This window comes from Burkholderia sp. Tr-20390 (genome assembly GCF_017104595.1).
GTDB lineage: Bacteria > Pseudomonadota > Gammaproteobacteria > Burkholderiales > Burkholderiaceae > Burkholderia.
Window position 1 is genome coordinate 20,727 of record NZ_JAAGPC010000058.1, and the last position, 25,793, is coordinate 46,519.

The 25,793-nt window shown below is 68.7% G+C and carries 26 protein-coding genes and 1 pseudogene; 9 read left to right on the forward strand and 18 right to left on the reverse strand.

Annotated features, from left to right (window positions below; all coding sequences use genetic code 11):
* Positions 1 to 8: 8 nt before the first annotated feature.
* Entirely contained in the window at positions 9 to 671 is a 663-nt protein-coding gene (locus G3N98_RS17950) for a histidine phosphatase family protein (protein ID WP_089424501.1), read from the forward strand.
* A gap of 59 nt (positions 672 to 730) precedes the next feature.
* Here the strand turns inward: G3N98_RS17950 and G3N98_RS17955 are convergent, their stop codons facing one another.
* The 10 genes from G3N98_RS17955 to G3N98_RS18000 form a co-directional block, all read right to left on the reverse strand.
* Positions 731 to 1,858 carry a ParB/Srx family N-terminal domain-containing protein gene (locus tag G3N98_RS17955; protein WP_206148807.1) on the reverse strand — a complete coding sequence of 376 codons (1,128 nt, stop codon included), beginning with the start codon at positions 1,856 to 1,858 and terminating at the stop codon, positions 731 to 733.
* 152 nt (positions 1,859 to 2,010) lie between these two features.
* Positions 2,011 to 2,964: an oxygenase MpaB family protein gene (locus G3N98_RS17960; protein ID WP_089430606.1), complete on the reverse strand. Its 954-nt coding sequence runs from the start codon at positions 2,962 to 2,964 to the stop codon at positions 2,011 to 2,013.
* Between the two features lie 23 nt (positions 2,965 to 2,987).
* The gene (gene ruvB, locus G3N98_RS17965) at positions 2,988 to 4,058 is read right to left on the reverse strand and encodes a Holliday junction branch migration DNA helicase RuvB (RefSeq protein ID WP_089430607.1); all 1,071 of its coding nucleotides are present in this window, start codon (positions 4,056 to 4,058) and stop codon (positions 2,988 to 2,990) included.
* A gap of 119 nt (positions 4,059 to 4,177) precedes the next feature.
* Positions 4,178 to 4,759: a Holliday junction branch migration protein RuvA gene (gene ruvA / locus G3N98_RS17970; RefSeq protein WP_014898064.1), complete on the reverse strand. Its 582-nt coding sequence runs from the start codon at positions 4,757 to 4,759 to the stop codon at positions 4,178 to 4,180.
* Positions 4,760 to 4,951: 192 nt separating this feature from the next.
* A complete protein-coding gene (gene ruvC / locus G3N98_RS17975; protein WP_039361444.1) occupies positions 4,952 to 5,494 on the reverse strand; it encodes a crossover junction endodeoxyribonuclease RuvC in 543 nt (180 codons plus the stop codon).
* A gap of 151 nt (positions 5,495 to 5,645) precedes the next feature.
* Positions 5,646 to 7,211 carry a bifunctional phosphoribosylaminoimidazolecarboxamide formyltransferase/IMP cyclohydrolase gene (purH, locus tag G3N98_RS17980; protein WP_089460424.1) on the reverse strand — a complete coding sequence of 522 codons (1,566 nt, stop codon included), beginning with the start codon at positions 7,209 to 7,211 and terminating at the stop codon, positions 5,646 to 5,648.
* 44 nt (positions 7,212 to 7,255) lie between these two features.
* Entirely contained in the window at positions 7,256 to 7,489 is a 234-nt protein-coding gene (locus tag G3N98_RS17985) for a Fis family transcriptional regulator (protein WP_006476892.1), read from the reverse strand.
* A complete protein-coding gene (dusB, locus tag G3N98_RS17990; protein ID WP_006497523.1) occupies positions 7,486 to 8,553 on the reverse strand; it encodes a tRNA dihydrouridine synthase DusB in 1,068 nt (355 codons plus the stop codon). The genes G3N98_RS17985 and dusB overlap by 4 nt, the downstream gene beginning before the upstream one ends.
* Before the next feature lie 124 nt (positions 8,554 to 8,677).
* On the reverse strand, positions 8,678 to 9,865 hold the full coding sequence (locus tag G3N98_RS17995; RefSeq protein WP_206148802.1) for a UbiH/UbiF/VisC/COQ6 family ubiquinone biosynthesis hydroxylase: 1,188 nt from the start codon (positions 9,863 to 9,865) through the stop codon (positions 8,678 to 8,680).
* Between the two features lie 40 nt (positions 9,866 to 9,905).
* Positions 9,906 to 11,291 (reverse strand): aminopeptidase P N-terminal domain-containing protein, encoded by a 1,386-nt coding sequence (locus tag G3N98_RS18000; RefSeq protein ID WP_089472155.1) that lies wholly within the window; start codon positions 11,289 to 11,291, stop codon positions 9,906 to 9,908.
* 184 nt (positions 11,292 to 11,475) lie between these two features.
* On the opposite strand from G3N98_RS18000, the gene G3N98_RS18005 reads away from it, so the two are divergent.
* Positions 11,476 to 12,090 carry a glutathione S-transferase N-terminal domain-containing protein gene (locus G3N98_RS18005; RefSeq protein WP_039361436.1) on the forward strand — a complete coding sequence of 205 codons (615 nt, stop codon included), beginning with the start codon at positions 11,476 to 11,478 and terminating at the stop codon, positions 12,088 to 12,090.
* Between the two features lie 118 nt (positions 12,091 to 12,208).
* Here G3N98_RS18005 and G3N98_RS18010 read toward each other — a convergent pair whose 3' ends face one another.
* Positions 12,209 to 13,828: an FMN-binding glutamate synthase family protein gene (locus tag G3N98_RS18010; protein ID WP_089424509.1), complete on the reverse strand. Its 1,620-nt coding sequence runs from the start codon at positions 13,826 to 13,828 to the stop codon at positions 12,209 to 12,211.
* Positions 13,829 to 14,018: 190 nt separating this feature from the next.
* Entirely contained in the window at positions 14,019 to 14,789 is a 771-nt protein-coding gene (locus tag G3N98_RS18015; protein ID WP_206148803.1) for an NAD(P)H-dependent oxidoreductase, read from the reverse strand.
* 74 nt (positions 14,790 to 14,863) lie between these two features.
* On the opposite strand from G3N98_RS18015, the gene G3N98_RS18020 reads away from it, so the two are divergent.
* Positions 14,864 to 15,238, forward strand: coding sequence for a helix-turn-helix domain-containing protein (locus G3N98_RS18020; protein WP_175238188.1), 375 nt, complete (start codon positions 14,864 to 14,866; stop codon positions 15,236 to 15,238).
* 57 nt (positions 15,239 to 15,295) lie between these two features.
* On the opposite strand, the gene mnmA is transcribed toward G3N98_RS18020, so the two are convergent.
* Both mnmA and G3N98_RS18030 read right to left on the reverse strand, forming a co-directional pair.
* On the reverse strand, positions 15,296 to 16,444 hold the full coding sequence (gene mnmA / locus G3N98_RS18025; RefSeq protein ID WP_206148804.1) for a tRNA 2-thiouridine(34) synthase MnmA: 1,149 nt from the start codon (positions 16,442 to 16,444) through the stop codon (positions 15,296 to 15,298).
* Positions 16,441 to 16,950, reverse strand: a complete 510-nt coding sequence (locus G3N98_RS18030) for an NUDIX hydrolase (protein ID WP_089424513.1) — start codon at positions 16,948 to 16,950, stop codon at positions 16,441 to 16,443. The genes mnmA and G3N98_RS18030 overlap by 4 nt, the downstream gene beginning before the upstream one ends.
* Before the next feature lie 274 nt (positions 16,951 to 17,224).
* On the opposite strand from G3N98_RS18030, the gene G3N98_RS18035 reads away from it, so the two are divergent.
* The 3 genes and pseudogenes from G3N98_RS18035 (at position 17,225) to G3N98_RS18045 (ending at position 20,158) form a co-directional block, all read left to right on the forward strand.
* The gene (locus G3N98_RS18035) at positions 17,225 to 18,364 is read left to right on the forward strand and encodes a Re/Si-specific NAD(P)(+) transhydrogenase subunit alpha (RefSeq protein ID WP_206148808.1); all 1,140 of its coding nucleotides are present in this window, start codon (positions 17,225 to 17,227) and stop codon (positions 18,362 to 18,364) included.
* Between the two features lie 17 nt (positions 18,365 to 18,381).
* A complete protein-coding gene (locus G3N98_RS18040) occupies positions 18,382 to 18,708 on the forward strand; it encodes an NAD(P) transhydrogenase subunit alpha (protein WP_089424514.1) in 327 nt (108 codons plus the stop codon).
* Positions 18,705 to 20,158: pseudogene (locus G3N98_RS18045) on the forward strand (NAD(P)(+) transhydrogenase (Re/Si-specific) subunit beta). Before G3N98_RS18040 ends, G3N98_RS18045 begins: the two are co-directional and overlap by 4 nt.
* 88 nt (positions 20,159 to 20,246) lie before the next feature.
* Here G3N98_RS18045 and G3N98_RS18050 read toward each other — a convergent pair.
* Complete coding sequence (locus tag G3N98_RS18050) at positions 20,247 to 21,167, reverse strand: LysR family transcriptional regulator (RefSeq protein WP_206148805.1); 921 nt, start codon at positions 21,165 to 21,167, stop codon at positions 20,247 to 20,249.
* A gap of 80 nt (positions 21,168 to 21,247) precedes the next feature.
* Between G3N98_RS18050 and G3N98_RS18055 the strand changes: the two genes are divergently transcribed.
* Positions 21,248 to 22,171, forward strand: a complete 924-nt coding sequence (locus G3N98_RS18055; protein ID WP_046544957.1) for a carbon-nitrogen hydrolase family protein — start codon at positions 21,248 to 21,250, stop codon at positions 22,169 to 22,171.
* A gap of 78 nt (positions 22,172 to 22,249) precedes the next feature.
* On the opposite strand, the gene G3N98_RS18060 is transcribed toward G3N98_RS18055, so the two are convergent.
* Together G3N98_RS18060 and G3N98_RS18065 are read right to left on the reverse strand one after the other, a co-directional pair.
* A complete protein-coding gene (locus G3N98_RS18060; protein ID WP_069746174.1) occupies positions 22,250 to 22,936 on the reverse strand; it encodes a YafY family protein in 687 nt (228 codons plus the stop codon).
* Positions 22,937 to 23,009: 73 nt separating this feature from the next.
* Complete coding sequence (locus G3N98_RS18065; protein WP_089439251.1) at positions 23,010 to 23,414, reverse strand: glyoxalase; 405 nt, start codon at positions 23,412 to 23,414, stop codon at positions 23,010 to 23,012.
* Positions 23,415 to 23,587: 173 nt separating this feature from the next.
* Here G3N98_RS18065 and G3N98_RS18070 point away from each other — a divergent pair, with 173 nt between their 5' ends.
* Both G3N98_RS18070 and G3N98_RS18075 read left to right on the forward strand, forming a co-directional pair.
* Positions 23,588 to 23,920 carry a winged helix-turn-helix domain-containing protein gene (locus tag G3N98_RS18070; RefSeq protein ID WP_089424519.1) on the forward strand — a complete coding sequence of 111 codons (333 nt, stop codon included), beginning with the start codon at positions 23,588 to 23,590 and terminating at the stop codon, positions 23,918 to 23,920.
* Positions 23,913 to 24,377, forward strand: a complete 465-nt coding sequence (locus G3N98_RS18075) for an SRPBCC family protein (protein ID WP_206148806.1) — start codon at positions 23,913 to 23,915, stop codon at positions 24,375 to 24,377. Before G3N98_RS18070 ends, G3N98_RS18075 begins: the two co-directional genes overlap by 8 nt.
* A 96-nt stretch (positions 24,378 to 24,473) precedes the next feature.
* Here G3N98_RS18075 and G3N98_RS18080 read toward each other — a convergent pair whose 3' ends face one another.
* The gene (locus G3N98_RS18080; RefSeq protein WP_089444955.1) at positions 24,474 to 25,775 is read right to left on the reverse strand and encodes a class I SAM-dependent RNA methyltransferase; all 1,302 of its coding nucleotides are present in this window, start codon (positions 25,773 to 25,775) and stop codon (positions 24,474 to 24,476) included.
* Between the last annotated feature and the right edge of the window lie 18 nt (positions 25,776 to 25,793).

Genomic DNA, 25,793 nt, shown 5'->3' on the forward strand with positions numbered 1-25,793 from the left:
GCGCCGCGATGGCCACCACGCAGATTCTTTTCATCCGCCATGGCGAGACGGCCTGGAATCGCATCAAGCGCATCCAGGGTCATATCGACATCCCGCTGGCCGAAACGGGCCTCGAGCAGGCACAAAAGCTGGCCGCACGGCTCGCACGCGACGCGCGTGACGGTGCACGGCTCGACGCGATCTATTCAAGCGACCTGATGCGTGCGCAGCAGACCGCGCAGCCGTTCGCCGACGCGCTCGGGCTTGCGCCGCGGCTGCGGGAAGGGCTGCGCGAACGCTCGTACGGCCAGTTTCAGGGGCACGACAGCGCCGAGATCGAGACGCTGTTCCCCGACGCGTACGCGGCCTGGCAGACGCGCGACCCCGGCTTCGCGCCGGAGGGCGGCGAGTCGCAGCGCGAGTTCTACCACCGCGTGCTGCATGCGCTCGAACCGATCGTCGCCGAGCATCCGGGTGGCCGGATCGCGTGCGTCGCGCATGGCGGCGTGCTCGACTGCGTCTATCGTTTCGCGAACGGCATCGAGCTGTCGGCGCCGCGCAATTATCAGCTGCTCAACACGAGCATCAACGTCGTCGATTACGTCGACGGCCGCGCGCAGGTCGTGCAGTGGGCCGACGTGTCGCACCTGGACGCCGCGAGCGACGACGACGGGTACCGCAAGGTGCTCTGAGCCAGCAGGCCCGTCCGGCATCGCCGGCCGGGACTTCTTTCCCGCGCGGTGCCGGCTGCTTACTGCGGCAGCGCGTGGCGCGTCTTGTAGTCGAGCGCGTACGCGATCTTGCCGGGCTTGTCCGCCGTGATCGGCTGGCGCAGCTTGTCGAATTCCCCCTTGTTGTATTTCTTGCCGCCGTTGATCGTGTCCGCGCGCCCGAGGTCGGCGCCCGTCTTGCCGTCGATCACCGGGTCCGTGGCCGCGACCATGCGCGTCGACGCATTCCAGACCGCGTTCAGGTAGCCCGTGTCGGCCTTCGCCGGATCCGGGTCGGTTGTGCCGGCGCGCGTCAGGTCATAGCCGGCGAGCGCGAACGTGCCCGGTTGCGCGCGCAGCCAGTCGGCCCAGTAGAACTCGAGATAGTCGGTGGCTTGTGCGGGCTTGCTGTAGCCGATTTCGCGCGTGAAATAGACGAGCGAGCGGTAGCGGTCGTTCGTCATCCCGAGTGTCAGGCCGAGCCCGGTCGGCAGTTGCGCGGTCGTGATCGGCTTGCCTTCTCCGTTCTTGAGGCGCAGATAGCCGCGGCTCTGCATCTGCTGCCAGAACGCGTCGCCCGAGTAGTCGCTGAGGTTGTCCTTGACGACGACGTGCACGTGCAGCGCCGGGCCGCCGTCGGGCGTCTCGTAGTAGGTCGACAGGCCGTGGTGGCCGTCGGTCAGGTACAGCGCATCGCCGTTCGGGCCGATCACGACCGGGTTCAGCACCGAGCGGTCGCGGGCGTTCGCGTCGGTCGTCGTGCACGTGTAGCTCGCGGGCTCGCGCAGCGTCGACCTGGCTGTGTAGCCGCTCGACGCGACGCCGCCGAGGCCCTCGTCCGCGCAGAAGTCGTCGAATTTCTTGTCGGGCTGCAGTTCGTAGCGGCCGAGCTTGTAATAGATCTGGTCGTAGCCGATCGCGCCTTGCGTCGGATGGAGGTCGCCGAGCGTCACGTCGATCAGGTCGCCCGCGCGCGCGGCTTTCCACTTGCCCGGTTGCGGCGTGACGGTGGCGGGCGGCGTGGGGGCAGGCGTGGTCGGGGTGCCGCCGGACGGCGTCTGCGCGTCCGAACGCGCGACGGCGGTGACATCGTCGCCTCCGCAGGCGGCGAGGGCGAAGACGGTGGACAGGCTGGCGGCAAGGGCGAAACGGGTCGGCAGGCGTGGCATCGCGGGCATCGGGTGTCGGTCGGGTGGGCGGGACACCGCGCGGGTCACGGACAGGCGGGACGTACGGCACGTGCGACCGTGCGCGGGTGCAAGCCCGTCAGCTTGTCACAGGTATTTGACAGTAAATTGAAATGATAAGAGGAAGCGAATCGTCAGGCAGGCGGGGTGCCGTCGGGCGGCGTCGCGGTGGCGCGGCGGCGCGCACGTTTTGATGCGCCGTTCACGAGCGCCCAGCGCAGCACGGGTGCGACGACCCGGATGCCGGGCCGGACCACCGCGCGGCGCAGCGGCGCGAACGCCGACACGCCGAGCATGCGTTGCGCCCACGGCGGCAGCAGGTCGATGCCTGCATGCATCACCAGCGACGCGGCCGGACGCAGCGCGGGCTTCGCGACCGGCACGTTCAGCAGGATGGACATCACGTCGAACGTGCGCGGCCCGGCCTCGAGCTCGGGCTGCATGCGCGCGAGATAGGCGGCCACCTCGGCACGCGAACGGGGCACCTCGTGTGCGCCGAGCAGCTCGGCGACCAATGCCGTTTCGGCGTAGTAGCGGTCCTGCAACTCGCCCGGCAGCGCGGGATTCACATAGCGCAGATGCGCGGCGAGGAAACTCGACACTTCCGCGACATGCACCCAGGTCAGCAACGCCGGATCGTCGGCGCGGTACGGGCGGCCGTCCGGCGCGGTGCCCGAGATGTGCGCGTGGATCGATTTCACGCGCTCGATCAGCGCGAGGGCGTCCGCGCGACTGCCGAACGTCGTACCGGTGATGAACGTGGCGGTGCGTCGCAAGCGGCCGAGGATGTCGGTGCGGAACGACGAGTGATCCCAGACGCCCGCGAGCGCGAGCGGGTGGAGCGCCTGCAGCAGCAGCGCCGCGATGCCGCCCGTCATCATCGACGTGAAGTCGGCATGCACACGCCAGCAGACGGCCTCGGGACCGAACAGCCCCGGGTCTCCCGGCGGTGAAGAGAGGTCGAGTGACGGGCCGCCGCCACCCACGGTCAGGTGCGTGACGCCGGCCACGAGCCGCTTGCGGATCGGCTCGGCCCAGCGCGGGCCCGGTGCGGGTGCGGCGGGGCGGGAGCTGGGTGGCGTCGTCATGGTGGGGCGGCTCGGGCGACGGGTTACTTCCCGTCGGGGGTATCCCACTCGCCGCGTTCGGTGCGGCCGGTGTCGGGCACGGAAAGCCCGAAGTGGCGATACGTGAGCAGCGTCGCGACGCGCCCGCGCGGCGTGCGCTGCAGGAAGCCCTGCTGGATCAGGTACGGCTCGAGTACGTCCTCGATCGTGTCGCGCTCTTCGCCGATCGCCGCCGCGAGGTTGTCGATGCCGACCGGGCCGCCGTCGAACTTGTACAGGATCGCCTCGAGCAGCTTGCGGTCCATCAGGTCGAAGCCGACCGGATCGACGTCGAGCATCGCGAGCGCGGCATCGGCGACGGCCGCGGTGATCTGGCCGTCGGCCTTCACTTCCGCGAAGTCGCGCACGCGGCGCAGCAGCCGGTTCGCGATCCGCGGCGTGCCGCGCGAACGCTTCGCGATTTCGAGCGCGCCGTTCGGATCGATCTGCGCGTTCAGCAGCGATGCCGAGCGCCGCACGATGCGCGACAGTTGATCGGCATCGTAGAACTCGAGGCGTGCGACGATCCCGAAACGATCGCGCAGCGGGTTGGTCAGCATCCCGGCGCGGGTGGTGGCGCCGACCAGCGTGAACGGCTGCAGGTCGAGCTTCACGCTGCGCGCGGCCGGGCCTTCGCCGATCATGATGTCGATCTGGTAATCCTCGAGTGCCGGATACAGGATTTCCTCGACGACCGGCGACAGCCGGTGGATCTCGTCGATGAACAGCACGTCGTTCGCTTCGAGGTTCGTCAGCAGCGCGGCGAGATCGCCTGCGCGCTCGAGCACGGGGCCCGACGTCTGGCGCAGGTTCACGCCCATCTCCCGCGCGATGATGTGTGCGAGCGTCGTCTTGCCGAGGCCCGGCGGCCCGAACAGCAGCACGTGGTCGAGTGGCTCGGAGCGGCGCTTGGCGGCTTCGATGAAGATCTCGAGCTGGCCGCGCACCTTTTCCTGGCCGACGTAGTCGTCGAGCTGGCGCGGCCGCAGCGCACGTTCGAACACCTCCTCGTGCGACGAGGCGGGCGTGGCGGCGATGATCCGCTGCTCGGTGGCGAGTTTGTCGGTTTCAATCATGCGGCCATTGTACCGCGCGCCGCAGTCCCGCCCACCTGGCCGAACGGCCGACTGGCGAGCGTTGCGCAGCTGCGCGACACTGGCTTCAACGCACCGCCCGGCAGCGCGTCACGCGGGCGTTAGACCTTCGACAGCGCCTTCAACGCGAGCTTGATGCCTTCGGATACGCCGGTGCCGGCCGGCACGTTCTTGATCGCGGCGAGGCCTTCCTTTTCGGAATAGCCGAGCGCGAGCAGCGCGTTGAGGATGTCGGTCGCGTGGTCGGACGGCGAGGCGGCGCCGGCGAGCGCGCCGAGATCGGCGCCGAGCTTGCCCTTCAGTTCGAGCAGCAGGCGTTCGGCCGTCTTCTTGCCGATGCCGGGCAGGCGCGTGAGGCGCGCGGCGTCCTGCATCGTCACGGCCTGCGCGAGCTCCTGCACGCTCATGCCGGACAGCACGGCGAGCGCCATGCGCGCGCCGATGCCGGTGATCTTCAGCAGCTCGCGGAAGGTCGTGCGCTCCTGCGGCGTCAGGAAGCCGTACAGCAGGTGCGCGTCCTCGCGGACGATCTGCTGCGTAAGCAGCACGACGCGCTCGCCCGTTTGCGGCAGGTTGTAGAAGGTGCTCATCGGCACGTCGATCTCGTAGCCGACGCCGTTGCAGTCGACGAGCAGGTGGGGCGGGTTCTTTTCGAGCAGGATGCCGGCGATGCGACCGATCATGGATGGCTTGATGCGAGGAAGAAAGCGCGAGTGTAGCGCACGTGCGGCGCGATGCCGATCGGCGCGGCCGTCAGGCCGAAGCGGCGCGTGTCGCGGGCGTGCCGCGTGCGGGTAAAACGGTCAAGGTGGCCGGCGCAGCCAAAGGGGGCAACGCAGTCGAGCCGACGTGCCGGGCCGCGATGCGCGCCGCCGTCAGCCGACCAGCCGCCCGCGCCGCACGCGCAGCCCTTTCTTCGCGAGCGCCGGCGCGAGGCCGCCGAGCGTGCTGAGCGTATCGCCGCCGTGCGCGTGGCAGATCGCCATGCCGAGCGCGTCGGCCGCGTCGGAGCCCGGTTGGCCGGAGAGGTTGAGCAGCCGCGTGACCATTTCCTGCATCTGCGTCTTGGTCGCGCGGCCGTAGCCGACCACGGCCTGCTTGAGCTGCAGCGCCGTGTATTCGGCGACCGGCAGGCCGCCCGCGACGAGGCCGCAGATCGCGGCGCCGCGCGCCTGGCCGAGCAGCAGCGTCGACTGCGGGTTCACGTTGACGAACACCTTTTCGATCGCGGCCTGGTCGGGGGCGTGCTCGCGCACGATGGTCGAGACGCCCTGGAAGATCGTGCCGAGCCGGGTGGCCAGGTCGGCCGTCGGCGTGCGGATCACGCCGCTCGTGACATAGGCGAGCCGGTGGCCGCTGACGTCGATGACGCCGAAGCCGGTGACGCGCAGGCCGGGGTCGATGCCGAGAATTCGCATGAGTGAGGAGAGTGGCGTGATGCAGCGATACTACAACGATTGGTGCGGCAAGCCGGTCGCCCGGTCGTGCGCGAAGGCGCCGTGCAATAAAAAACCCGGCGGATGCGATGCCGCCGGGTCGTCGTGCTGCGGCCGCGCGGGCCGCATGCGATCAGTGACGGAAGTGGCGCACGCCCGTCAGGACCATCGCGATGCCGTGCTCGTCGGCCGCCGCGATCACTTCATCGTCGCGCATCGAGCCGCCCGGCTGGATCACGCAGGTCGCGCCGGCTGCCACGACGACGTCGAGGCCGTCGCGGAACGGGAAGAACGCATCCGATGCGACTGCCGAACCGGCCAGCGTCAGGCCGGCGTTCTGCGCCTTGATGCTCGCGATGCGCGCGGAATCGACGCGGCTCATCTGGCCTGCGCCGACGCCGAGCGTCATGCCGTTGCCGCAGAACACGATCGCGTTCGACTTCACGTACTTCGCGACGCGCCATGCGAACAGCAGGTCGTCCATTTCCTTCGCGGTCGGCTGGCGCTTCGTGACGACGCGCAGCTCGCTCGGTTGCACGTTGCGTGAATCGAGCGACTGCACGAGCAGGCCGCCGCCCACGCGCTTCAGGTCGAATGCGTTATGGCCGTCGCCGAGTGCGATCTCGAGCAGGCGCACGTTCTGCTTCGCGGCGAACACCTGCTTCGCGGCGTCGGAGAACGACGGTGCGATCAGCACTTCGACGAACTGCTTCGCGACGGCCTGGGCAGCCGCTTCGTCGACTTCGCGGTTGAACGCGATGATGCCGCCGAATGCCGACGTCGGGTCGGTCTGGAATGCCTTCGCGTATGCGTCGGCCGAATCGTTGCCGACTGCGACGCCGCACGGGTTCGCGTGCTTGATGATCACGCAGGCCGGCGCGTCGAACGTCTTCACGCATTCCCACGCCGCGTCGGAATCGGCGATGTTGTTGTACGACAGTTCCTTGCCCTGCAGCTGGCGGTAGTTCGCCAGCGCGCCGGCCGGCGTCGCGAGGTCGCGGTAGAACGCGGCGCTCTGGTGCGGGTTCTCGCCGTAGCGCAGGTCCTGCACCTTGTCGAACGCCAGGTTCAGCGTGGCCGGGTACGCGTTGCGCGACGCGTGCTTCAGCTCGTCGGTCAGGCTCGTCAGGTAGTTCGTGATCGCGCCGTCGTATTGCGCGGTGTGCGCGAACACCTTCGTCGCGAGGCGGAAGTTGGTCGCGTAGCCGACCGCATTGCCGTTCGCCTTCATTTCATCGAGCACGACCGCGTAGTCGGCCGGATCGACGACGACCGTTACGTCGCGGTGGTTCTTCGCGGCCGAGCGCAGCATCGTCGGGCCGCCGATGTCGATGTTCTCGATCGCATCGGCGAGCGTGCAGTCGTCCTTCGCGATCGTCGCGACGAACGGGTACAGGTTCACGACGAGCAGGTCGATCGTCGGGATGCCGTGCTGTTCCAGCGCCTGCATGTGCTCGGGCAGGTCGCGGCGGGCGAGGATGCCGCCGTGCACCTTCGGGTGGAGCGTCTTCACGCGCCCATCGAGCATTTCCGGGAAGCCCGTGTAATCAGCCACTTCGGTCACGGGCAGGCCGGCGTCGGCGAGGAGTTTCGCGGTGCCGCCCGTCGACAGCAGCTTGACGCCGAGGTCGGACAGCGACTTCGCGAAGTCGACGATGCCGGTCTTGTCGGAAACGGAAATGAGCGCTTGCTTGATCATGATGGAACCACCAATAGCCAGGGAAACGGGGACGGGACGGCCGCCTACAGCAGGCCGTGCTGCTGCAGCTTCTTGCGCAGCGTATTGCGATTGATGCCGAGGTACTCCGCGGCGAGCGACTGGTTGCCGCCGGCCTGTACGAGCACGACCTCGAGCATCGGCTTTTCGACGCAGGACATCACCATTTCATAGACGTCGTGCGGATTGGAGCCGTCTAGATCCCGGAAATACACGTCCAGGCTCTCGCGGACACATTGTTCGATGTTGTGCTTGCTCATGCTGCTAACTGGTTATGGTCGTCCGACTCGCCCTGGCCGTTTTCCTCTTCGTCATCGACGTAGACGAGGTGGTCCGACAGCGCCTTTTGCGCCTCGAAGAAGGCATTGACGGCGGCGAGCTGCTCGCGGGTGGAATCGAGCGTGTTCATCCTGTGCCGGAACCCGTTGGCACCGGAAAGGCCGCGAGTGTACCAGCCGATGTGCTTGCGCGCAGTACGGACTCCCGTGAATTCACCATAGAAAGCGTAGTGGTCTTCCAGGTGTTCGTTCATCACGTGCTGGATCTCGTCGATCCGCGGCGGGGGCAGCAGCTCGCCGGTTTGCAGGAAATGATCGATTTCGCGGAACAGCCACGGCCGACCTTGCGCGGCACGACCGATCATCAGGGCGTCGGCGCCGGTGGCGTCGAGCACGGCCTTCGCCTTCGCGGGCGACGTGATGTCGCCGTTCGCGACCACCGGAATCCGCACGGCCGCCTTCACGGCGGCGATGGTGTCGTATTCGGCGTCGCCGCGGTACAGGTCGGCGCGCGTGCGGCCGTGCACGGTGAGCATCGAGATGCCGGCGGCTTCGGCCAGGCGCGCAACCGTGATCGCGTTCTTGTGCTCGCGATCCCAGCCGGTGCGGATCTTCAGCGTGACGGGCACCGCATCGGGCCCCGTGCCGACCGCCGCGACGACGGCCTCGACGATGCGCTGCACGAGCGGCTCGTTCTGCAGCAGCGCGGAGCCGGCCGCGACGTTGCAGACCTTCTTCGCCGGGCAGCCCATGTTGATGTCGATGATCTGCGCGCCGTTGTCGACGTTGTAGCGGGCCGCTTCGGCCATCATCGCCGGATCGGCGCCGGCGATCTGGACCGCAATCGGTTCCACCTCGCCTTCGTGGTTCGCGCGCCGCATCGTCTTCGCGCTTTTCCACAGCTGCGCGTTGGACGCGACCATCTCGGACACGGCGTAACCGGCTCCCAGCCGCTTGCAGAGCTGGCGGAACGGACGATCCGTCACGCCGGCCATCGGGGCGACGAACAGGTTGTTACGCAATACGTGAGGGCCGATAACGGGCATCGCAATGGCACCGCCCGCGGCGGGCGCGGGCAGGGAAAGGGCAGACGGAAACGCGCATTTTACCGTATTCCCATGCCCCGCCGATTTGACCCGGTTTGAGCGGCGCGACTGTGCGCGCCGCGGGTCAGTTGCGCTGGCCGAACATCATCTGTCGCGCGATCACCTTCTTGAGCGGCGGTACGAACTCCAGCGCGGTGAGCGCCGCGCCGCGCAGCAGCGGGAGCGGGCCCGAGTCGATCGTGAACAGGCGCGCCAGCGTGTCGGTCGCGCCGATCGTGAAGCGCCGGTCGAGTGCGCGGCGCGCGTTGAAGGTGGCGAGTGCGGTGGCCTCGAAGCCTTGGGCGGACAGTGTATCGACGAGCGTATGCGCATCGCGCAGCCCGAGGTTGAGCCCCTGGCCCGCGACGGGGTGCAGGGTTTGCGCGGCATTGCCGACGATCGCGACGCGGCCGTTGACGAGCGTCTGCGCGGCGGTCAGGCCGAGCGGGAACGATGCGCGGCCCGCGATCGCGACGAAGTCGCCCATGCGTTCGCCGAATGCGCGGCCGAGTTCGCGCAGGAACGCATCGTCGGGCAGCGCGCCGCGCCGCGCCGCTTCGTCGGGCGTGCAGCACCAGACGAGCGCGTACTCGGCCTGGCGCGGCCCGCCGAGCGGCAGCAGCGCGAGCGGGCCTTCGTGTGTGAAGCGTTCCCACGCGACGTTCGGGCGCGGCGCCGATACCGTGACCGTGCCGACGATCGCGGTCTGCCCGTAGTCGCGGCGATGTTTGCCGGCGTCGGCCTGCTGTTCGTGGAACAGCCCGCCTTCCGCATTGATGACGACGCGTGCGCGCAGCGTGCGCTCGCCCTGCGGGCCGTCGAGCGTCAGCGTGACGCCGTCGGCATCCTGCTGCGGCGCGCGCGCGGTGGTCGACGTGAGCCAGTCGACGCGCGTGCCGCGCACGGCGGCCGCGAGCGCCTGCACGAGCGAGCCGTAGCGTACGACATAGCCGAGCGCGGCGACGTCGTGCTCGTCGCGGTCGATCAGCGTGCGGCCGAAATGGCCGCGCTGCGACACGTGGATATGTTCGATCGGCGTCGCGTCGGCGGGCCACGCGAGCGTGTCGAGCAGCACGCGGCTGCCGTGCGACACGGCGATCGCGCGCGGATCGTTCGCGCTCGCGGCCGGTTCGCGTGCATCGATCAGTGCGATCGATGCGTGCTGCGTGGCGCTGCGGCGCGCGAGCCAGCCGGCGAGCGCGAGCCCGACGGGGCCCGCGCCGACGATGGCGAGATCGTAGTCCGGCGTGGCCGGGGAGGAGGCGGTCGTCATCTTGATTCGTGAAACGGAGGTAACGGTCGGCGGCAGCCGGTCATGCGCCCGCGCGCATCAGCGCTTCGATCTCGTCCGCCGCGACGGGCACGCCGCGCGTGATCAGCTCGCAGCCGTGCTCGCGCACGATCGCGTCGTCCTCGATGCGGATGCCGATGTTCCAGTACTCGGGCGGCACGTCGTCGGCGGCGCGCACGTACAGGCCGGGCTCGATCGTCAGCGTCATGCCGGCTTTCAGCGTGCGCCACGGCAGCGCGCCGTTGCCGTCGCGCTCGGCGAGCCGCTCGCGGTAGTCGCCGCAATCGTGCACGTCCATGCCGATCCAGTGGCCGGTGCGATGCATGTAGAAGCGTGCGTAGGCGCGCTCGGCGATCACGTCGTCGACGTTCGAGAAGCGCGATTTCGGGATGATGCCGGTGTCGAGCAGCCCCTGCGCGAGCACGCGCACGGCGGCGTCGTGCGGCGCCTCGAACGGCACGCCGGCGCGCGTCGCGTCGATCGCGGCCTGCTGCGCGGCGAGCACGATGTCGTACAGCGTGCGTTGCGCGGGCGAGAAGCGCCCGTTGGCCGGGAACGTGCGCGTGATGTCCGACGCGTAGCCATCGAGTTCGCACGCGGCGTCGATCAGGATCAGGTCGCCATCTTGCGCGACCGCGTTGCCGGCCGGGTAGTGCAGCACGCACGCGTTCGCGCCGGCCGCGACGATCGAGCCGTACGCGGGCGACTGCGCGCCGTGCTTGCGGAACACATACAGCAGCTCGGCCTCGAGTTCGTATTCGCGGATGCCGGGGCGGCACGCCTGCATCGCGCGGCGGTGCGCAAGGGCGGAGATGTGCGCGGCGCGCATCATGATCGCGAGCTCGTGCTCGTCCTTCACGAGCCGCATGTCGTCGAGCAGCGGCGTGAGGTCGAGCATCGCGTCCGGCGCGGCGACACCCGTGCGCGCCAGCGCGCGCACCGCGTCGACCCAGCCCGCGAGCCGGCGCTCGAAGTCGGCCGATGCGCCGAACCGGTAGTGCACGGTGCCCGCGTCGGCGAGCAGGCGCGGCATCTCGGTATCGATCACGTCGACCGCGAACGCGGCGTCGAAGCCGAACGCATCGCGCGCGGCTTCGGGCCCGTAATGGAAGCCTTCCCAGATTTCGCGGTCGGCATTCTTGGCGCGGCAGAACAGGATCGACTCCGGCGCGCCGTGCGGCGCGGCCGCGTTCAGCACGAGCACGGCATCCGGCTCGCTGAAGCCCGTCAGGTAGTGGAAGTAGCTGTCGAACCGGTACGGATAGTCCGTATCGCGATTGCGCGGCACTTCGGGCGCGGTGGGGACGATGGCGACGCCGCCGCCGGCGGCACGCAGTGCGGCAAGCACGCGTTCACGGCGCTGGCGGTAGACGTCGACGGCGATGGCGGTATCGAGGGGCGCGTTCATTCGTGCGATTGTAGCGCCGCGGGACGCCGTGCGTGAGAGAGGGGGCGGGAAGCCGCCCCGGAAGGCCCGCGCGGAGGTTGTTGCAAACCATCCACAGGCCGTCCGGGCGATTTTCTGTCGCGCGACGCTGGCCGGTTATGATCGGCGACAACGTATACTCTCGGCGGTTCCCTTAAAAAGGCAGATGATGAAATTAATCGGTTCGCTCAGCAGCCCGTACGTCCGCAAGGCGCGGATCGTGCTGGCTGAAAAGAAGATCGACTACAAGCTGGAGCTCGAGAACGTGTGGGCGCCGGAGACGGATATTCATGCCTCGAATCCGCTCGGCAAGGTCCCGTGCCTCGTGATGGAGGATGGTGCCGCGGTGTTTGATTCCCGCGTGATCTGCGAATACGTCGATACGCTGTCGCCGGTCGGCAAGCTGATTCCGCCGTCGGGCCGCGAGCGCCTCGAGGTGCGGTGCTGGGAAGCGCTGGGCGACGGCGTGATCGACGCGGCGGTCGCGATTCGCGTCGAACATACGATGCGCGACGAGGCGCAGCGCAGCGCGAGCTGGATCGCGCGCCAGCAACGCAAGATCGACGACGGCCTCGTCGCGATGTCGCAGGGCCTCGGCGGCAAGACGTGGTGCGTCGGTAATCATTACACGCTCGCCGACATCGCACTCGGCTGCGCGCTCGGCTATCTCGACTTCCGGATGCCCGAGCTCAACTGGCGCGATCGCCACCCGAACCTCGACAAGCACTTCGCGAAGCTGCTGCAGCGGCCATCGTTCGCCGATACGCTGCCGCAGAACTGAGCCGCACGCGACGCATTCACGCGCTTCACGCGATCACGCCATTCGGCAAAAAGAAAAGCGCCCCGCGGGGCGCTTTTCTTTTTGCCGGGCCGCCCCGCGGCGGGGGCGGTTGCCCGCGTCATTCGATCGATGCGTACACGGCCTCGCCGAGCGTGAACGAATCGCTGCGCGCAATCGGCCACCACTTGTCGTACAGCGTAAAGCCGCAGGTGTTGCCGTCGAGCAGCGCGCCGGGTTTCAGGTACTTCAGCAACTGCGACATCAGCCGCACTTCATGCGGCGCGACCCGCTGCACGATGTGATGCGCGCGCAGCTCGGACGGGTGCGCGAGGCCGGCCGCCTGCACGAGTTCCTGCAACGCATGCAGCGTATTGCGGTGGAAGTTGTACACGCGCTCGGCCTTGTCGGGCACGACGAGCGCGCGCTGGCGCACCGGGTCCTGGGTCGCGACGCCGGTCGGGCAGCGATCGGTGTGGCAGTGCTGCGCCTGGATACAGCCGACCGCGAACATGAAGCCGCGCGCCGAGTTCACCCAGTCCGCGCCGATCGCGAGCGTACGCGCGATGTCGAACGCGGTGATGATCTTGCCGCTCGCGCCGAGCTTCACGCGATCGCGCACGCCGATCCCGACGAGCGTGTTGTGCACGAGCAGCAGCCCTTCCTGCAGCGGCACGCCGACGTGGTCGGTGAATTCGAGCGGCGCCGCGCCCGTGCCGCCTTCCGCGCCGTCGACGACGATGAAGTCCGGCACGATGCCGGTCTCGAGCATCGCCTTCGCGATCCCGAAGAATTCCCACGGATGGCCGATGCACAGCTTGAAGCCGGTCGGCTTGCCGCCCGACAGCGTGCGCAGCCGGTCGACGAATTCGAGCAGCCCGCGCGGCGTCGAGAACTCCGAGTGCGTCGCCGGCGAGATGCAGTCCTTGCCCATCGGCACGCCGCGCGTCTCGGCGATTTCCGGCGTGATCTTCGCGGCCGGCAGCACGCCGCCGTGGCCGGGCTTCGCACCCTGCGACAGCTTCACCTCGATCATCTTGACCTGCGGATCGGCGGCCTGCTTCGCGAACTTGTCGGGGTTGAAGGTGCCGTCGTCGTTGCGGCAGCCGAAGTAGCCGGACGCGATTTCCCAGATGATGTCGCCGCCGTTTTCGCGGTGGTACTTCGACAGCGAGCCTTCGCCCGTGTCGTGCGCGAAACCGCCTTTCTTCGCACCGAGGTTCAGCGAGCGGATCGCGTTCGCGGACAGCGAGCCGAAGCTCATCGCCGAGATGTTGAAGATCGAAATGTCATACGGTTGCGCGCGGTTCGCGCCGACGCGGATGCGGAAATCGTGGTTCGGCAGCTTCGTCGGCGCGAGCGAATGGCTGATCCATTCGTGCGCGACGGCCTTCACGTTCAGCTCGGTGCCGTACGGGCGGTTGTCGGCGACGTTCTTCGCGCGCTGGTAGACGAGGCTGCGCTGCGCACGCGAGAACGGTTTTTCGTCGGTGTCGTCCTCGACGAAATACTGGCGGATTTCAGGTCGGATGAATTCGAACAGGAAGCGGAAGTGGCCCCAGAGCGGGTAGTTGCGCAGGATCGCGTGGCGGTCCTGCTTCAGGTCGTACAGGCCGAGCGCGACGAGCGCGGCCGGGATCACGAGCCACAGCCACGCGATCGTGTGCCGGGCGGCGAGCGCCGCGACGGCCACGAACAGCAGGACCGCGCACCACATCGCGATATAGCGTCGGGAAAACATGGGGACTCCATCGTAATTGTCTGGATGGCCGTCACGTCGCCAGGATCGCGCGGCGGCCGGCAGGTCGGCGCCCGAGGCATCGCGCAGGCCCGGCGGGCATGCTGCCCGTGCCGTACCCGCCGCCGCCGGCGCCCACGATGGTCGAGAGTCTACTACGGGTGTCGTGAAGCTCGCGTTGCCGAGCCGGCGGCTACCGGCCGGCCTCGGTCGGGCGGATGAACGGGCTGTAAGCCGGGGTGCCGGGTTTCAGCCTGGCGTCGTCGTCGAAGTCCTCGTCGCGGTTGAACGGCACGCGCGGCCACGCGGGCCAGTCGCGCAGCCGCGCGCGGTAGTCGACGAGGCAGCGTGCGAGGCGCGCGTCCTGCCGCCGCGCGGCATCGCCCGCCAGGCCGCCGCGAACGTCGTGGATCAGGTGCGGTTCGAGCACGTCGAAGCCGACGTAGCGCAGCGCGTACATGATCGGCCACAGCAGCAGGCGGGTATCGCCTTCACGGCCATCGGGCGCGCAGGCGGCGGCCGACGAGCCGGTCGTGACGCTCAGCAACGCGCGCCGCCCTTGCAGCACGCCGCGATCGTGGCGCTGCCGGCTGCTGTAAAGGCCGCCATAGACGAATACGCGATCCATCCAGCCCTTCAGGATCGCGGGCGCGCCGAACCACCACAGCGGGAACTGCAGGATCAGCGCATCGGCTTGCTTCAGCAGGCCGACATGATGCGCGATCTCGGGCGCGAGCGTGCCGCGTTCCCAGTGATGGCGCTGCTCGCGCTGCGCGTCGAAGCAGGTGGGGTCGAGCCGATCCGCGTAATGGCGCGGTGCCTCGCACGGATCGAACGTCTCGCCATACAGGTTCGCGACCGTCACGGCATGGCCGCCCGCGCGCCAGGCGTCGGCCGCCGTGCCGGCGAGGGTGGCGTTGAACGACTGCGGTTCGGGATGGGCAACGACGATCAGCGCATGCATGGCGGGCTCCGGGAGTGTGCGACGATGATGGCCGGCGGCGGTGGGGCCGCGCAATCACGCACCCGGAGGTAACCATGGCATTTCCCGGCGACGTCTACGCGGCGGACTGCTCGGCGCGCGATGCGCTCGCGCTGGTCGCCGGCAAGTGGTCGCTGCTGATCCTGCCGGCGTTGGCCCAGCGGCCGCTGCGCAATGGCGAGCTGCTCAAGCGTATCGGCGGGATTTCCCAGAAGGTGCTGACGCAGACGCTGCGCGAGCTGGAGCGCAACGGGCTGATCGAACGCATCGCGGTGGCCGCGCGGCGCGCACACGTCGAGTACCGGTTGACGGCGGTGGCGGGGTCGCTCGTGGAGACGCTCGTGGCGCTCGACCGCTGGGCCGAGCGCCATTTTCCCGAGCTGGACGTGGCGCGCGAGCGCTACGACGCGTCGGTGCGAAACATGCGGTGAGTGGCGCGGCCGCTTCCGGCCGGCTGCCGCTTGCGCGGCGCCGGCGGCGGCGGCGCGTCAGCGGGCGAGCGTGAGGGCCGGTGCAGCGTTCGCCTGCGTGTTGCCGGACAGCGCGGATTCGATGATCCCGCCGCCGAGGCAGATCTCGCCGTCATACAGCACGGCCGACTGGCCGGGCGTGACGGCCCACTGCGCGTCGTCGAACGCGAGCGAGAAGCGCGCCTCGCCTGCCGGGCCGGGCGTGGCGGCGCCGAATGCACACGCCGCGTCGGCCTGCCGGTAGCGCGTCTTCGCCCCGCACGCGAAACCTTCGGCCGGCGGTTCGCCGGCGACCCAGCTCACGTTGCCGGCGACCAGCTCCCGCGCCAGCAGCCACGGATGATCGTGGCCTTGCACGACGTACAGCGTGTTCGACGCGATGTCCTTCGCGGCGACGAACCACGGATCGCCGTTGCCGGTCTTGCTGCCGCCGAGGCCGATGCCCTTGCGCTGGCCGAACGTGTAGAACGCGAGACCGATGTGCTCGCCGACGACCTTGCCGTCCGGCGTCTTCATCGGGCCGGGTTGGGTCGGCAGATAGCGGTTCAGGAAATCGCGGAACGGCCGTTCGCCGATGAAGCAGATGCCGGTCGAATCCTTCTTCTTCGCGTTCGGCAGCCCGATCTGCGCGGCGATCTCGCGCACCTTCGTCTTCGGGATCTCGCCGAGCGGGAACATCGTCTTCGACAGTTGCGCCTGGTTCAGCCGGTGCAGGAAGTACGACTGGTCTTTCGTATGATCGAAGGCCTTCAGCAGTTCGAAACGCCCGTCACGCTCGCGCACGCGCGCATAGTGGCCGGTCGCGATCATTTCCGCGTCGAGCGACATCGCGTGATCGAGGAACGCCTTGAACTTGATCTCGGCGTTGCACAGCACGTCGGGGTTCGGCGTGCGGCCGGCCGAATATTCGCGCAGGAATTCGGCGAACACGCGGTCCTTGTATTCGGCCGCGAAGTTGACGGCTTCCACGTCGATGCCGATCAGGTCGGCCACCGACACGACGTCGATCCAGTCCTGGCGCGTCGAGCAGTATTCGCCGTCGTCGTCGTCTTCCCAGTTCTTCATGAACAGGCCGACCACGTCGTAACCCTGCTCCTTCAGCAGCCACGCGGTCACCGACGAATCGACGCCGCCCGACATGCCCACCACTACACGGCGCTTGCTCATTTGTTGACCGCCTGACGTTCGAATGCTTCGGGGCGCGGCGCGACCGAATGCGTGTGCACGAAATCGAGCGGAATGCGCCGCCCGGCGAGGTAGTCGTCGACGCAGCGCATCACCGCGGGCGAGCGATGGCGCTCGCCGCACGCGCGCAGCTCGTCGGCGGTCATCCACAGCGTGCGGACGATGCCGTCGTCGAGCGCGTGGCCCGCGATCGGCTCGCTGGCCGTGCCGCAGAACGTGAAGCGCAGGTAGGTCGCGCCGGCGGTGCCGGGGCGGTCGTAGTGCGCGAGATAGACGCCGACGAGCGCGTCGGGCGTGAACGGGTGCGCGGTTTCCTCGAGCGTTTCTCGGATCACGGCGTCGGCCAGCGTTTCGCCGGCTTCGAGATGGCCTGCCGGCTGGTTGATGCGCAGGCCCGACGAGGTTTCTTCCTCGATCATGAGAAAGCGGCCGGCGTGCTCGACGAGCGCGGCGACCGTCACATGCGGGGTCCAGATTTCGGGTTTCATGGTTCGGCATTTTACCGGTTGCGCCCGAACGCTGCCGGTCGCCTCGCTAAACGAATCCGACCCTCGAAATTCATCTGTCCTGCCGATGCGCGGCGACGCCGGCCGGGCTGGCGGGCCATCAGGCGCGCCCATGCGGAGCCGCTGGTACGGCCCTCGCTTTCGCCTAAAGTGGAAGGTGAGTGTCGTCGCTCGTGAGCCGGTAGTCAGCCTGCCGGCTCGTTGCGCAGTAGAAAACGCAGGAAACGAAACACTGACGATGACGGAGGGACCGACGATGCATATTGGCGTGCCTGCCGAAACGCGGGCGAACGAGGCGCGGGTGGCCGCGACGCCGGAAACCGTGAAGAAATACGCGGCGGCCGGGCATCGGGTCAGCATCGCGAGAGGGGCCGGCGTCGCCGCGAGTTATCCCGACGGCGTCTATGCGGCCGCCGGTGCCGAACTGACCGGCCAGTCGGCCGCGTTCGACGTCGACATCGTGCTGAAGGTCCAGGCGCCCACCGACGCCGAACTGCCGTTGCTCAAGCGCGGCTCGGTGCTGGTCGGCATGCTCGAGCCGTTCGACGGCGAGCAGGCGGCGAAGCTGGCAGCGGCCGGCGTGACGGCCTTCGCGCTCGAAGCCGCGCCGCGCACGACGCGCGCGCAGAGCCTCGACGTGCTGTCGTCGCAGGCGAACATCGCGGGCTACAAGGCCGTGCTGGTGGCCGCGGCGCTGTATCCGCGCTTCTTTCCGATGCTGATGACGGCCGCGGGCACCGTGAAGGCCGCGCGCGTGCTGATTCTCGGCGCGGGCGTCGCGGGCCTGCAGGCGATCGCGACCGCGAAGCGCCTCGGTGCGGTGATCGAGGCGTCCGACGTGCGGCCGGCCGTGAAGGAGCAGATCGAGTCGCTCGGCGCGAAATTCCTCGACGTCCCGTACGACACCGACGAAGAGCGCGACGCGGCGCAGGGCGTGGGCGGCTACGCGCGCCCGATGCCGTCGTCGTGGCTCGGCCGCCAGGCCGCGCTGGTGCATGAGCGGGCGAAGCAGGCCGACATCGTGATCACCACCGCGCTGATTCCCGGGCGCCCGGCGCCGACCTTGATCTCCGTTGAAACCGTGCAGTCGATGAAGCCGGGCTCGGTGCTCGTCGATCTCGCGGCCGGCCGCGGCCCGGAATTTGACGGCCGCAAGAGCGGCAACTGTCCGCTGACGGTCGCCGACCAGGTGATCGTGCACGACGGCGTGACGATCGCGGGCTACACGAATCTCGCGTCGATGGTCGCGGCGGACGCGTCGGCGCTATATGCGCGCAACCTGCTCGACTTCATGAAGCTGATCGTCACGAAGGACGGCACGCTGAACATCGACCTGACCGACGACATCGTCGCCGCGACGCTTCTGTGCCGCGACGGCGAAGTCGCGCGCAAGTAACCGGGGAGAAGGCGACCATGGAAGTCATCAATCATACGGTGATCAACGTGATCATCTTCGTGCTGGCCGTGTATGTGGGCTACCACGTGGTGTGGAACGTCACGCCGGCGCTGCATACGCCGCTGATGGCCGTGACCAACGCGATCTCGGCGATCGTGATCGTCGGCGCGATGCTGGCGGCGGCGCTGACCGTCGGCACGACCGGCAAGGTGTTCGGCACGCTCGCGGTCGCGCTTGCAGCCGTCAACGTGTTCGGCGGTTTCCTCGTGACGAGGCGCATGCTCGAGATGTTCCGCAAGAAGGCGCCGAAGCCGGCCGACGGCGGCAAGGAGGGCGCGCGATGAGCATGAACGTCGTCACGCTGCTGTATCTCGTCGCGTCGGTGTGCTTCATCCAGGCGCTGAAGGGCCTGTCGAACCCGAAGAGCGCGCGGCGCGGCAACCTGTTCGGGATGGCCGGGATGGCCATCGCGATCCTCACGACGGTCGCGCTGATCGTCAAGCAGGCCGAGTGGCTCGGCGCGAACCTGCCGCTCGGCATCGCGCTGGTGCTCGGCGCGCTGATCGTCGGCGGCGGCGTGGGGGCGTTCGTCGCCGCGCGCGTCGAGATGACGAAGATGCCGGAGCTCGTCGCGGCGATGCACTCGCTGATCGGTCTCGCGGCCGTGTGCATCGCGTATGCGGTGGTGTCGGAGCCGGAAGCGTTCGGGCTCGTGCCGCAGGACGCGGTGTCGTCGAACTTCATCCCGTTCGGCAACCGCGTCGAGCTGTCTTCGGCACGGTCGTCGGCGCGATCACGTTCTCCGGTTCGGTGATCGCGTTCGGCAAGCTGTCAGGCAAATACAGGTTCAGGCTGTTCCAGGGCGCGCCGGTCGTGTACGCGGGCCAGCACCTGCTCAACCTGATGCTCGCGCTCGCGATGCTCGGCTTCGGCATCCTGTTCTTCATCACGCAGTCGTGGCTGCCGTTCATCATCATGACGGCGATCGCGTTCGCGCTCGGCGTGCTGATCATCATCCCGATCGGCGGCGCGGACATGCCGGTGGTCGTGTCGATGCTGAACTCGTACTCGGGGTGGGCGGCGGCCGGCATCGGCTTCTCGCTGAACAACGCGATGCTGATCATCGCAGGCTCCCTCGTCGGCTCGTCGGGCGCGATCCTGTCGTACATCATGTGCCACGCGATGAACCGCTCGTTCTTCAACGTGCTCCTCGGCGGCTTCGGCGGCGAGGCGGCGGCGGGTGGCGCGACGGGCGCGAAGGAGCAGCGGCCGGTGAAGGCGGGCTCGGCTGAAGACGCATCATTCATGCTCGGCAACGCGGAGACGGTCGTGATCGTGCCGGGCTACGGGCTGGCCGTGGCTCGCGCGCAGCACGCGCTGAAGGAGCTGACCGACAAGCTGGTCGACAAGGGCATCGACGTGAAGTACGCGATCCATCCGGTCGCGGGGCGGATGCCGGGGCACATGAACGTGCTGCTCGCGGAAGCGGAAGTGCCGTACGAGATCGTGCACGAGATGGAGGACATCAACGGCGAATTCGGCCAGGTCGACGTCGTGCTGGTGCTTGGCGCGAACGACGTCGTGAACCCGGCCGCGAAGAACGATCCGGCGTCGCCGATCGCGGGGATGCCGATCATCGAGGCGTACAAGGCGCGCACGGTGATCGTCAACAAGCGCTCGATGGCGGCCGGCTACGCGGGCCTCGACAACGACCTGTTCTACATGGACAAGACGATGATGGTGTTCGGCGATGCGAAGAAGGTCATCGAGGACATGGTGAAGTCGGTCGAATGACGCACGCGCGAGTGACGTGGCTGCCTGCTTCGATTCATGGGCAGCGTGACCGGGCGGGCCCGACTGGCACCAGTCAGTCGGGCCTTTTTCATGGTGCGACGAGTTGGGCGACGCACGCGGCGATCGTGTCGCGTACGCGCACGATCGCCGGGTCGCGCTGCGTGCTCGTGCGCCAGCCGATTTCGACCGGGTAGTGCGGCAAGTCGACCGGGCAGGCGAGCGCGCGCAGCGGGGTGGATTGCGCGATCGCGCGCGCCGCGTGCGCGGGAATCGTCGCGACCGCGTCGGAGCCGGCGAGCAGGTACGGCAGCGCGGCGAAATGCGTGGTCGACGCCGCGACGCGCCGCTTGTGGCCGAGCGTGGCCAGCGCTTCGTCGACGATCCCGATCACGCCGCCCGACGACACGAGCAGGTGGTCGCGCCGCAGGAAATCGGCGAGCGTGAGTATGCGCGGCGGCTTCGGGCTCGCGGCCGGGTCGACCAGGCACGCGTAGCCGCCCGTCGCGACCGCGCGCCGGCTGAGCCCGTTCGCAGAGAAGCCGCCCGACGCGATCGCGAGGTCGACGCCGTGTCGCAGCAGCGCGTCGCCGGCGATGCCGCTGTGCGTCTGCCGGAAGATCAGCCGGATGCCGGCGGCTTCCCGCGCGACGGCGTCGATCAGCGCGCGGCCGAGCGCGATCTCGAAGTCGTCCGACAGCCCGATCGAGATCGTGCGGCCGATGCGCTCGCCGCCGTCGGCCGCGATCGCGAGGCTTTCGCGACAGCGGTCGAGCGCGTCGGACAGGATCGGCTTCAGCTCGTCCGCGCGCGGCGTCGGCGCGAGCCCGCGGCCGGTGCGCACGAACAGCGGATCGGCATAGATCACGCGCAGCCGCGCGAGCGCCGCGCTCACCGCCGACTGCGTGAGGCCGAGCCGCAGCGCCGCGCGGCTCGCGCCGCCTTCCTCGTACAGCGCCTCGAATACTTTCAGCAGGTTCAGGTCGAGGCCGGCGATATCATCCACATTCATGACACTTATCGTTCTATCGATTTGATCGATGACATCTTATCGATAAAGATGGCGTAACCCCATTTACCGGAGACGCCTTCATGTCCACGTCAGTCATCGCCGCGCTGCAGATCGGCGCATCGCCCGCCGGCACGCGTGCCACGCTCGACACGATCCTCGGCTACGAAACCGCGATCCGCGACAGCGGCGCGTCGCTCGTCGTGTTGCCCGAGGCCGTGCTCGGCGGCTATCCGAAAGGCGAGATCTTCGGCACGCGGCTCGGCTACCGGCTGCCCGAAGGCCGCGACGCGTATGCGCGCTATGCCGCGCAGGCGATCGACGTGCCGGGGCCGGAAACCGACGAGCTGGCCGCGCTGTCGCAGCGCACGGGCGCGAGCCTCGTGGTCGGCGTGATCGAGCGCGGCGGCAGCACGCTGTACTGCACGGCGCTGTTCTTCGATCCGCGCGACGGGCTCGTCGCGAAGCACCGCAAGCTGATGCCGACCGGCACCGAGCGGCTGATCTGGGGGCAGGGCGACGGCTCGACGCTGCCCGTCGTCGACACGGCCGCGGGCCGCGCGGGCGCCGCGATCTGCTGGGAGAACCACATGCCGCTGCTGCGCTGCGCGATGTACGCGAAGGGCGTGCAGATCTGGTGTGCGCCGACCGTCGACGAGCGCGACGTCTGGCAGAGCTCGATGCGGCACATCGCGCACGAGGGGCGCTGCTTCGTCGTCAGTGCGTGTCAGGTGCAGCCGTCGCCGCGCGCGCTCGGCATCGACGTGCCGGGCTGGGATCCTGAGCGGCCGCTGATCCGCGGCGGCAGCGTGATCGTCGGGCCGCTCGGCGACCTGCTGACGGAGCCGCTGATCGGCGAAGCCGGGCTCGTGACCGCGCGCATCGATACCGACGAACTCGTGCGGGCGCGCTACGACTTCGACGTGGTCGGGCACTACGCGCGGCCCGACGTGTTCTCGCTGCACGTCGACGAGCGGCCGAAGCGGACGGTGGTGTTCGGCGGGTAGGGCGGGGCGGCCGGGCCCCGCACGGCGGCCCGGAAGATGAACGGCGGCGGCGCGCATCGCACCCGCCGTCGTGACGCGTCAGCGCATTGGCGCTTCCGCGATCCGCATGTAGTCGGCGATCCGCCGCCCTTCCATGTCCGGAAACTGCTCGTGCACGGTGATGTCGCCCATCCGCGCGATGTCGAAGGTGCGGAAATCGTCGCGCAGCTCGCACCACGCGCCGATCGTCCAGCGCCCGCCCCAGTAGACGAGCCCGAGCGGCCACACGCGGCGTTGCGAATGCGCGCCGAGCCGGTCGCGGTAGCCGAAGCTGACGACGTGGCGCGTGTCGATGGCCTGGTGGATCGCGTCGACTTTCGCGCAAAACGTCTCGTCGATGTGGAACGACGGCGCGAACACGGGCAGGCGGTCGAGCGCCGTGCGCTTGTCGGCCGGCATCGCCGACGCGATCTTCGCGAGCGCCGAGCGCGCGCCGCTCGCGAAGCGCGCACCGCCCCAGGTTTCGAGCATGCGTGCGCCGGTGGCGAGCGCCGCCAGCTCCTCGGCCGTGAACGTGAGCGGCGGCAGGCTGGCGTTGCGGTTCAGCCGGTAGCCGATGCCGGCTTCGCCTTCGATCGGCACCCCTGACAGTTGGAGGTCACGCACGTCGCGATAGACGGTGCGCGGCGACACCGACAGCCAGTCGGCCAGTTGCTGCGCGGTCGTGAGACGACGGCCGCGCAGCAGCTCGGCGATCTGGAACAGGCGGTCGGCACGGCGCGTCATGACGGCACCTCGAATCCAACGGCAGTGGGGACTTCGCGATGATAGCGCCGCGCGGGCCCGACGGCCGCTGCGTTCAGTGGCATTTCGGCGCGTGCAGGCCGACGCGGTTGCCTTCCGTGTCGATCAGGTAGCCGACGTAGCCGTAGTTGTTCGGCAGCTCGACGACCGAGCCCTGCACGACGCCGCCCGCGCGCTTCGCGCGTTCGAGCGCCGCGACGACCGATTCGCCGGCGTTCAGGTAGACGAGCACGCCGTTCGCGCTCGGCTTCAGCTGCTGCGGATCGAACACGATGCTGCCGCCCGTGCTCGATGCGTCGCGGTCGAACGTGGCCATCGGCACGCCGCCGATGACTGCGCGCTGCAGCGTCGTCTGCAGCACGGTTTCGTAAAAGCGGATCGCCCGGTCGAAATCGAGGGACGGAATGTCGAACCACGCGATCGCGCGCTCCAGGGTGGCATTGGCAGTTGCGGACGTCATGACGAGCTCCTTGTTGCGTTGTTTGTTGTTCGGATTCGGTGCGGAAACCAGCCTTGCATTGCGCCGGGATTGCAGTGTGATCGCGGCCTGCTGACACCGTATTGTCAGTAGAGTTGTCACCCTTGACATGCAACTGATTGGTTGCATAATAAGGCCGTTGACCCGGGAGTGGCATGGATCTCGTTTTCAAGGCGCTGGCCGACGCCACGCGCCGCCAGTTGCTCGATTTGCTGCACGCGAAAAGCGGGCAGACCCTGTCCGAGCTGTGCGACGGGCTCGCGATGAGCCGGCAGGCGGTGAGCAAGCATCTCGCGCTGCTCGAGGCCGCGAATCTCGTCGCGACGACGTGGCGCGGCCGGGAGAAGCTGCATTACCTGAATCCGGTGCCGATCCACGACATCGCGGAACGCTGGATCGGCAAGTTCGAGCGTCAGCGGCTGCAGGCGCTGGCGGACCTCAAGCGCGGGCTGGAAGCGGCCGGCGAATCTGGAGACAACGATGAGTAATCCCGCCTTTGTGTACGTGACGTTCATTGCATCGACGCCCGAGCGTGTGTTCGATGCGCTCACCAACGCCGAGCTGACGAAGGACTACTGGGTGCGGCACCGCAACGCGTCGCCCGACTGGCGGCCGGGCTCGCGCTGGGAACATCAGGACTACGACGATCCGTCGCGGGTCGACATCGTCGGCGAAGTGGTCGAGAACGATCCGCCGCACCGGCTGGTCGTCACGTGGCGTACGCCGTCTGGGGAGGGGGAGACGTCGCGCGTGACCTATCTCGTCGAGCCGCACGAGGGCGTCGTGAAGCTGACGGTCACGCACGACGGGCTGGTGCCGGGTTCGGAGATGGATCGCGGGATTCGCGGCGGATGGCCGGTCGTGCTGTCGAGCCTCAAGACGCTGCTCGAGACGGGGCAGGCACTGCCGTTCACGATGGGGCGCTGGGCGTGCTCGAAGCACTGAAACGAAACGCCGCCGTTGCCGCGGGTGCGGTAACGGCGGCGTTCCGGTTGCCGTAGCGGGGCCGCACCGGCGGCCCCGTGGCGGTCATGATGCAGGTTACGCGTCGCCTTCCGGCGTGGCCGGGCGCGCCTTCACGCTGCCGGCGATCAGGTCGAAGCGGAACAGCCGGCATTCGAGCGCGCCGTTGAACAGCGGCGTCTTCGCCGATTCGCGCAGCCGCAGCTGGCCCGGCAGCGAACGGTCGGACGTCAGCAGGAACGCCTGCCAGCCCGTGAAGCGCTGCTTCAGCGCATCGCCGAGCGCGTTGAAGAACTCGCTGTCGGGTGCGTCGGTGTGGGTGCGGCGGAAGGCGTCGTCGTTGCCGCGGTTGCGGCCCGTCTCGCGCACCTCGCCGCGCGCGCTGCGGCCGCGCACCTCGATCCGCTCGCCGTACGGCGGGTTCGCGAGGATGATGCCCGGGCCGTCGCACGGCGGCGTCATCCCGCGCGCGTCGACCTGCTTGAGCCATACCGACGGCACGCCCGCACGCTCGAGGTTCGCGCGCGCCTTCTCGAGCATGTCGCCGGAGATGTCGCTGCCGTACACGCCGAGCGCTTCGCCGCGTTTGCCGCGCGCCGCGCGCTTCGCGTCCAGCGCCGGGACCTTCAGCCCCTGCCACGCGGTGATGTCGTACTGCTTGAGCTTCTCGAAGCCGAACCGGCGCTCGACGCCCGGCGCCACGCCGAGCGCGATCTGCGCGGCTTCCGCGAGGAACGTGCCGCTGCCGCACATCGGGTCGTACAGCGCCGTGCCGGGCGTCCAGCCCGTCAGGCGCAGGATGCCGGCCGCGAGGTTCTCGCGCAGCGGCGCCGCGCCCTTGTCGAGACGCCAGCCGCGCTTGAACAGCGGTTCGCCCGACGTGTCGAGGTACAGCGTGCACTCGTTGACGGTCAGGAACGCGAATACGCGCACGTCCGGCGCACCGGTGTCGATGCTCGGGCGCGAGCCGGTTTTCTCGCGCATCCGGTCGCAGATCGCATCCTTCACGCGCAGCGTCGTGAATTCGAGGCTTTTCAGCGGCGACTTGATCGCGGTGATGTCGATGCGCAGTGTTTGCGTCGACGCGAACCAGCGTTCCCACGGCTGCTCGAGCGCGAGCGCATAGACGTCCTGTTCGTTGCGGTACGGGCCGTGCGCGATCTTCAGCAGGATCCGGCTCGCGATCCGCGAATGGAGGTTCGCGGCCATGCCGGCGGCCCAGCCGCCGCTGAAGTGGACGCCGCCCGGCACCTGCGCGCCCGCGGTGAACGGCGCGCCGTTCAGGTGGCGGCCGGCGATTTCGGCCAGCTCGGCGGCAAGCGCCGCTTCGAGGCCGCGCGGGCAGGGGGCGAAGAATTCGTACAGGGTGGGCGAGGACATAAGGCGGGTGAGGACGTG

What these genes read in the sequence shown, in the direction of transcription:
- G3N98_RS17950 (WP_089424501.1), top strand. Translation starts at nt 9, where the DNA reads ATGGCCACCACGCAGATTCTTTTCATCCGCCATGGCGAGACGGCCTGG.
- G3N98_RS17955 (WP_206148807.1), bottom strand. Translation starts at nt 1,858, where the DNA reads ATGCCACGCCTGCCGACCCGTTTCGCCCTTGCCGCCAGCCTGTCCACC.
- G3N98_RS17960 (WP_089430606.1), bottom strand. Translation starts at nt 2,964, where the DNA reads ATGACGACGCCACCCAGCTCCCGCCCCGCCGCACCCGCACCGGGCCCG.
- ruvB (WP_089430607.1), bottom strand. Translation starts at nt 4,058, where the DNA reads ATGATTGAAACCGACAAACTCGCCACCGAGCAGCGGATCATCGCCGCC.
- ruvA (WP_014898064.1), bottom strand. Translation starts at nt 4,759, where the DNA reads ATGATCGGTCGCATCGCCGGCATCCTGCTCGAAAAGAACCCGCCCCAC.
- ruvC (WP_039361444.1), bottom strand. Translation starts at nt 5,494, where the DNA reads ATGCGAATTCTCGGCATCGACCCCGGCCTGCGCGTCACCGGCTTCGGC.
- purH (WP_089460424.1), bottom strand. Translation starts at nt 7,211, where the DNA reads ATGATCAAGCAAGCGCTCATTTCCGTTTCCGACAAGACCGGCATCGTC.
- G3N98_RS17985 (WP_006476892.1), bottom strand. Translation starts at nt 7,489, where the DNA reads ATGAGCAAGCACAACATCGAACAATGTGTCCGCGAGAGCCTGGACGTG.
- dusB (WP_006497523.1), bottom strand. Translation starts at nt 8,553, where the DNA reads ATGCCCGTTATCGGCCCTCACGTATTGCGTAACAACCTGTTCGTCGCC.
- G3N98_RS17995 (WP_206148802.1), bottom strand. Translation starts at nt 9,865, where the DNA reads ATGACGACCGCCTCCTCCCCGGCCACGCCGGACTACGATCTCGCCATC.
- G3N98_RS18000 (WP_089472155.1), bottom strand. Translation starts at nt 11,291, where the DNA reads ATGAACGCGCCCCTCGATACCGCCATCGCCGTCGACGTCTACCGCCAG.
- G3N98_RS18005 (WP_039361436.1), top strand. Translation starts at nt 11,476, where the DNA reads ATGATGAAATTAATCGGTTCGCTCAGCAGCCCGTACGTCCGCAAGGCG.
- G3N98_RS18010 (WP_089424509.1), bottom strand. Translation starts at nt 13,828, where the DNA reads ATGTTTTCCCGACGCTATATCGCGATGTGGTGCGCGGTCCTGCTGTTC.
- G3N98_RS18015 (WP_206148803.1), bottom strand. Translation starts at nt 14,789, where the DNA reads ATGCATGCGCTGATCGTCGTTGCCCATCCCGAACCGCAGTCGTTCAAC.
- G3N98_RS18020 (WP_175238188.1), top strand. Translation starts at nt 14,864, where the DNA reads ATGGCATTTCCCGGCGACGTCTACGCGGCGGACTGCTCGGCGCGCGAT.
- mnmA (WP_206148804.1), bottom strand. Translation starts at nt 16,444, where the DNA reads ATGAGCAAGCGCCGTGTAGTGGTGGGCATGTCGGGCGGCGTCGATTCG.
- G3N98_RS18030 (WP_089424513.1), bottom strand. Translation starts at nt 16,950, where the DNA reads ATGAAACCCGAAATCTGGACCCCGCATGTGACGGTCGCCGCGCTCGTC.
- G3N98_RS18035 (WP_206148808.1), top strand. Translation starts at nt 17,225, where the DNA reads ATGCATATTGGCGTGCCTGCCGAAACGCGGGCGAACGAGGCGCGGGTG.
- G3N98_RS18040 (WP_089424514.1), top strand. Translation starts at nt 18,382, where the DNA reads ATGGAAGTCATCAATCATACGGTGATCAACGTGATCATCTTCGTGCTG.
- G3N98_RS18050 (WP_206148805.1), bottom strand. Translation starts at nt 21,167, where the DNA reads ATGAATGTGGATGATATCGCCGGCCTCGACCTGAACCTGCTGAAAGTA.
- G3N98_RS18055 (WP_046544957.1), top strand. Translation starts at nt 21,248, where the DNA reads ATGTCCACGTCAGTCATCGCCGCGCTGCAGATCGGCGCATCGCCCGCC.
- G3N98_RS18060 (WP_069746174.1), bottom strand. Translation starts at nt 22,936, where the DNA reads ATGACGCGCCGTGCCGACCGCCTGTTCCAGATCGCCGAGCTGCTGCGC.
- G3N98_RS18065 (WP_089439251.1), bottom strand. Translation starts at nt 23,414, where the DNA reads ATGACGTCCGCAACTGCCAATGCCACCCTGGAGCGCGCGATCGCGTGG.
- G3N98_RS18070 (WP_089424519.1), top strand. Translation starts at nt 23,588, where the DNA reads ATGGATCTCGTTTTCAAGGCGCTGGCCGACGCCACGCGCCGCCAGTTG.
- G3N98_RS18075 (WP_206148806.1), top strand. Translation starts at nt 23,913, where the DNA reads ATGAGTAATCCCGCCTTTGTGTACGTGACGTTCATTGCATCGACGCCC.
- G3N98_RS18080 (WP_089444955.1), bottom strand. Translation starts at nt 25,775, where the DNA reads ATGTCCTCGCCCACCCTGTACGAATTCTTCGCCCCCTGCCCGCGCGGC.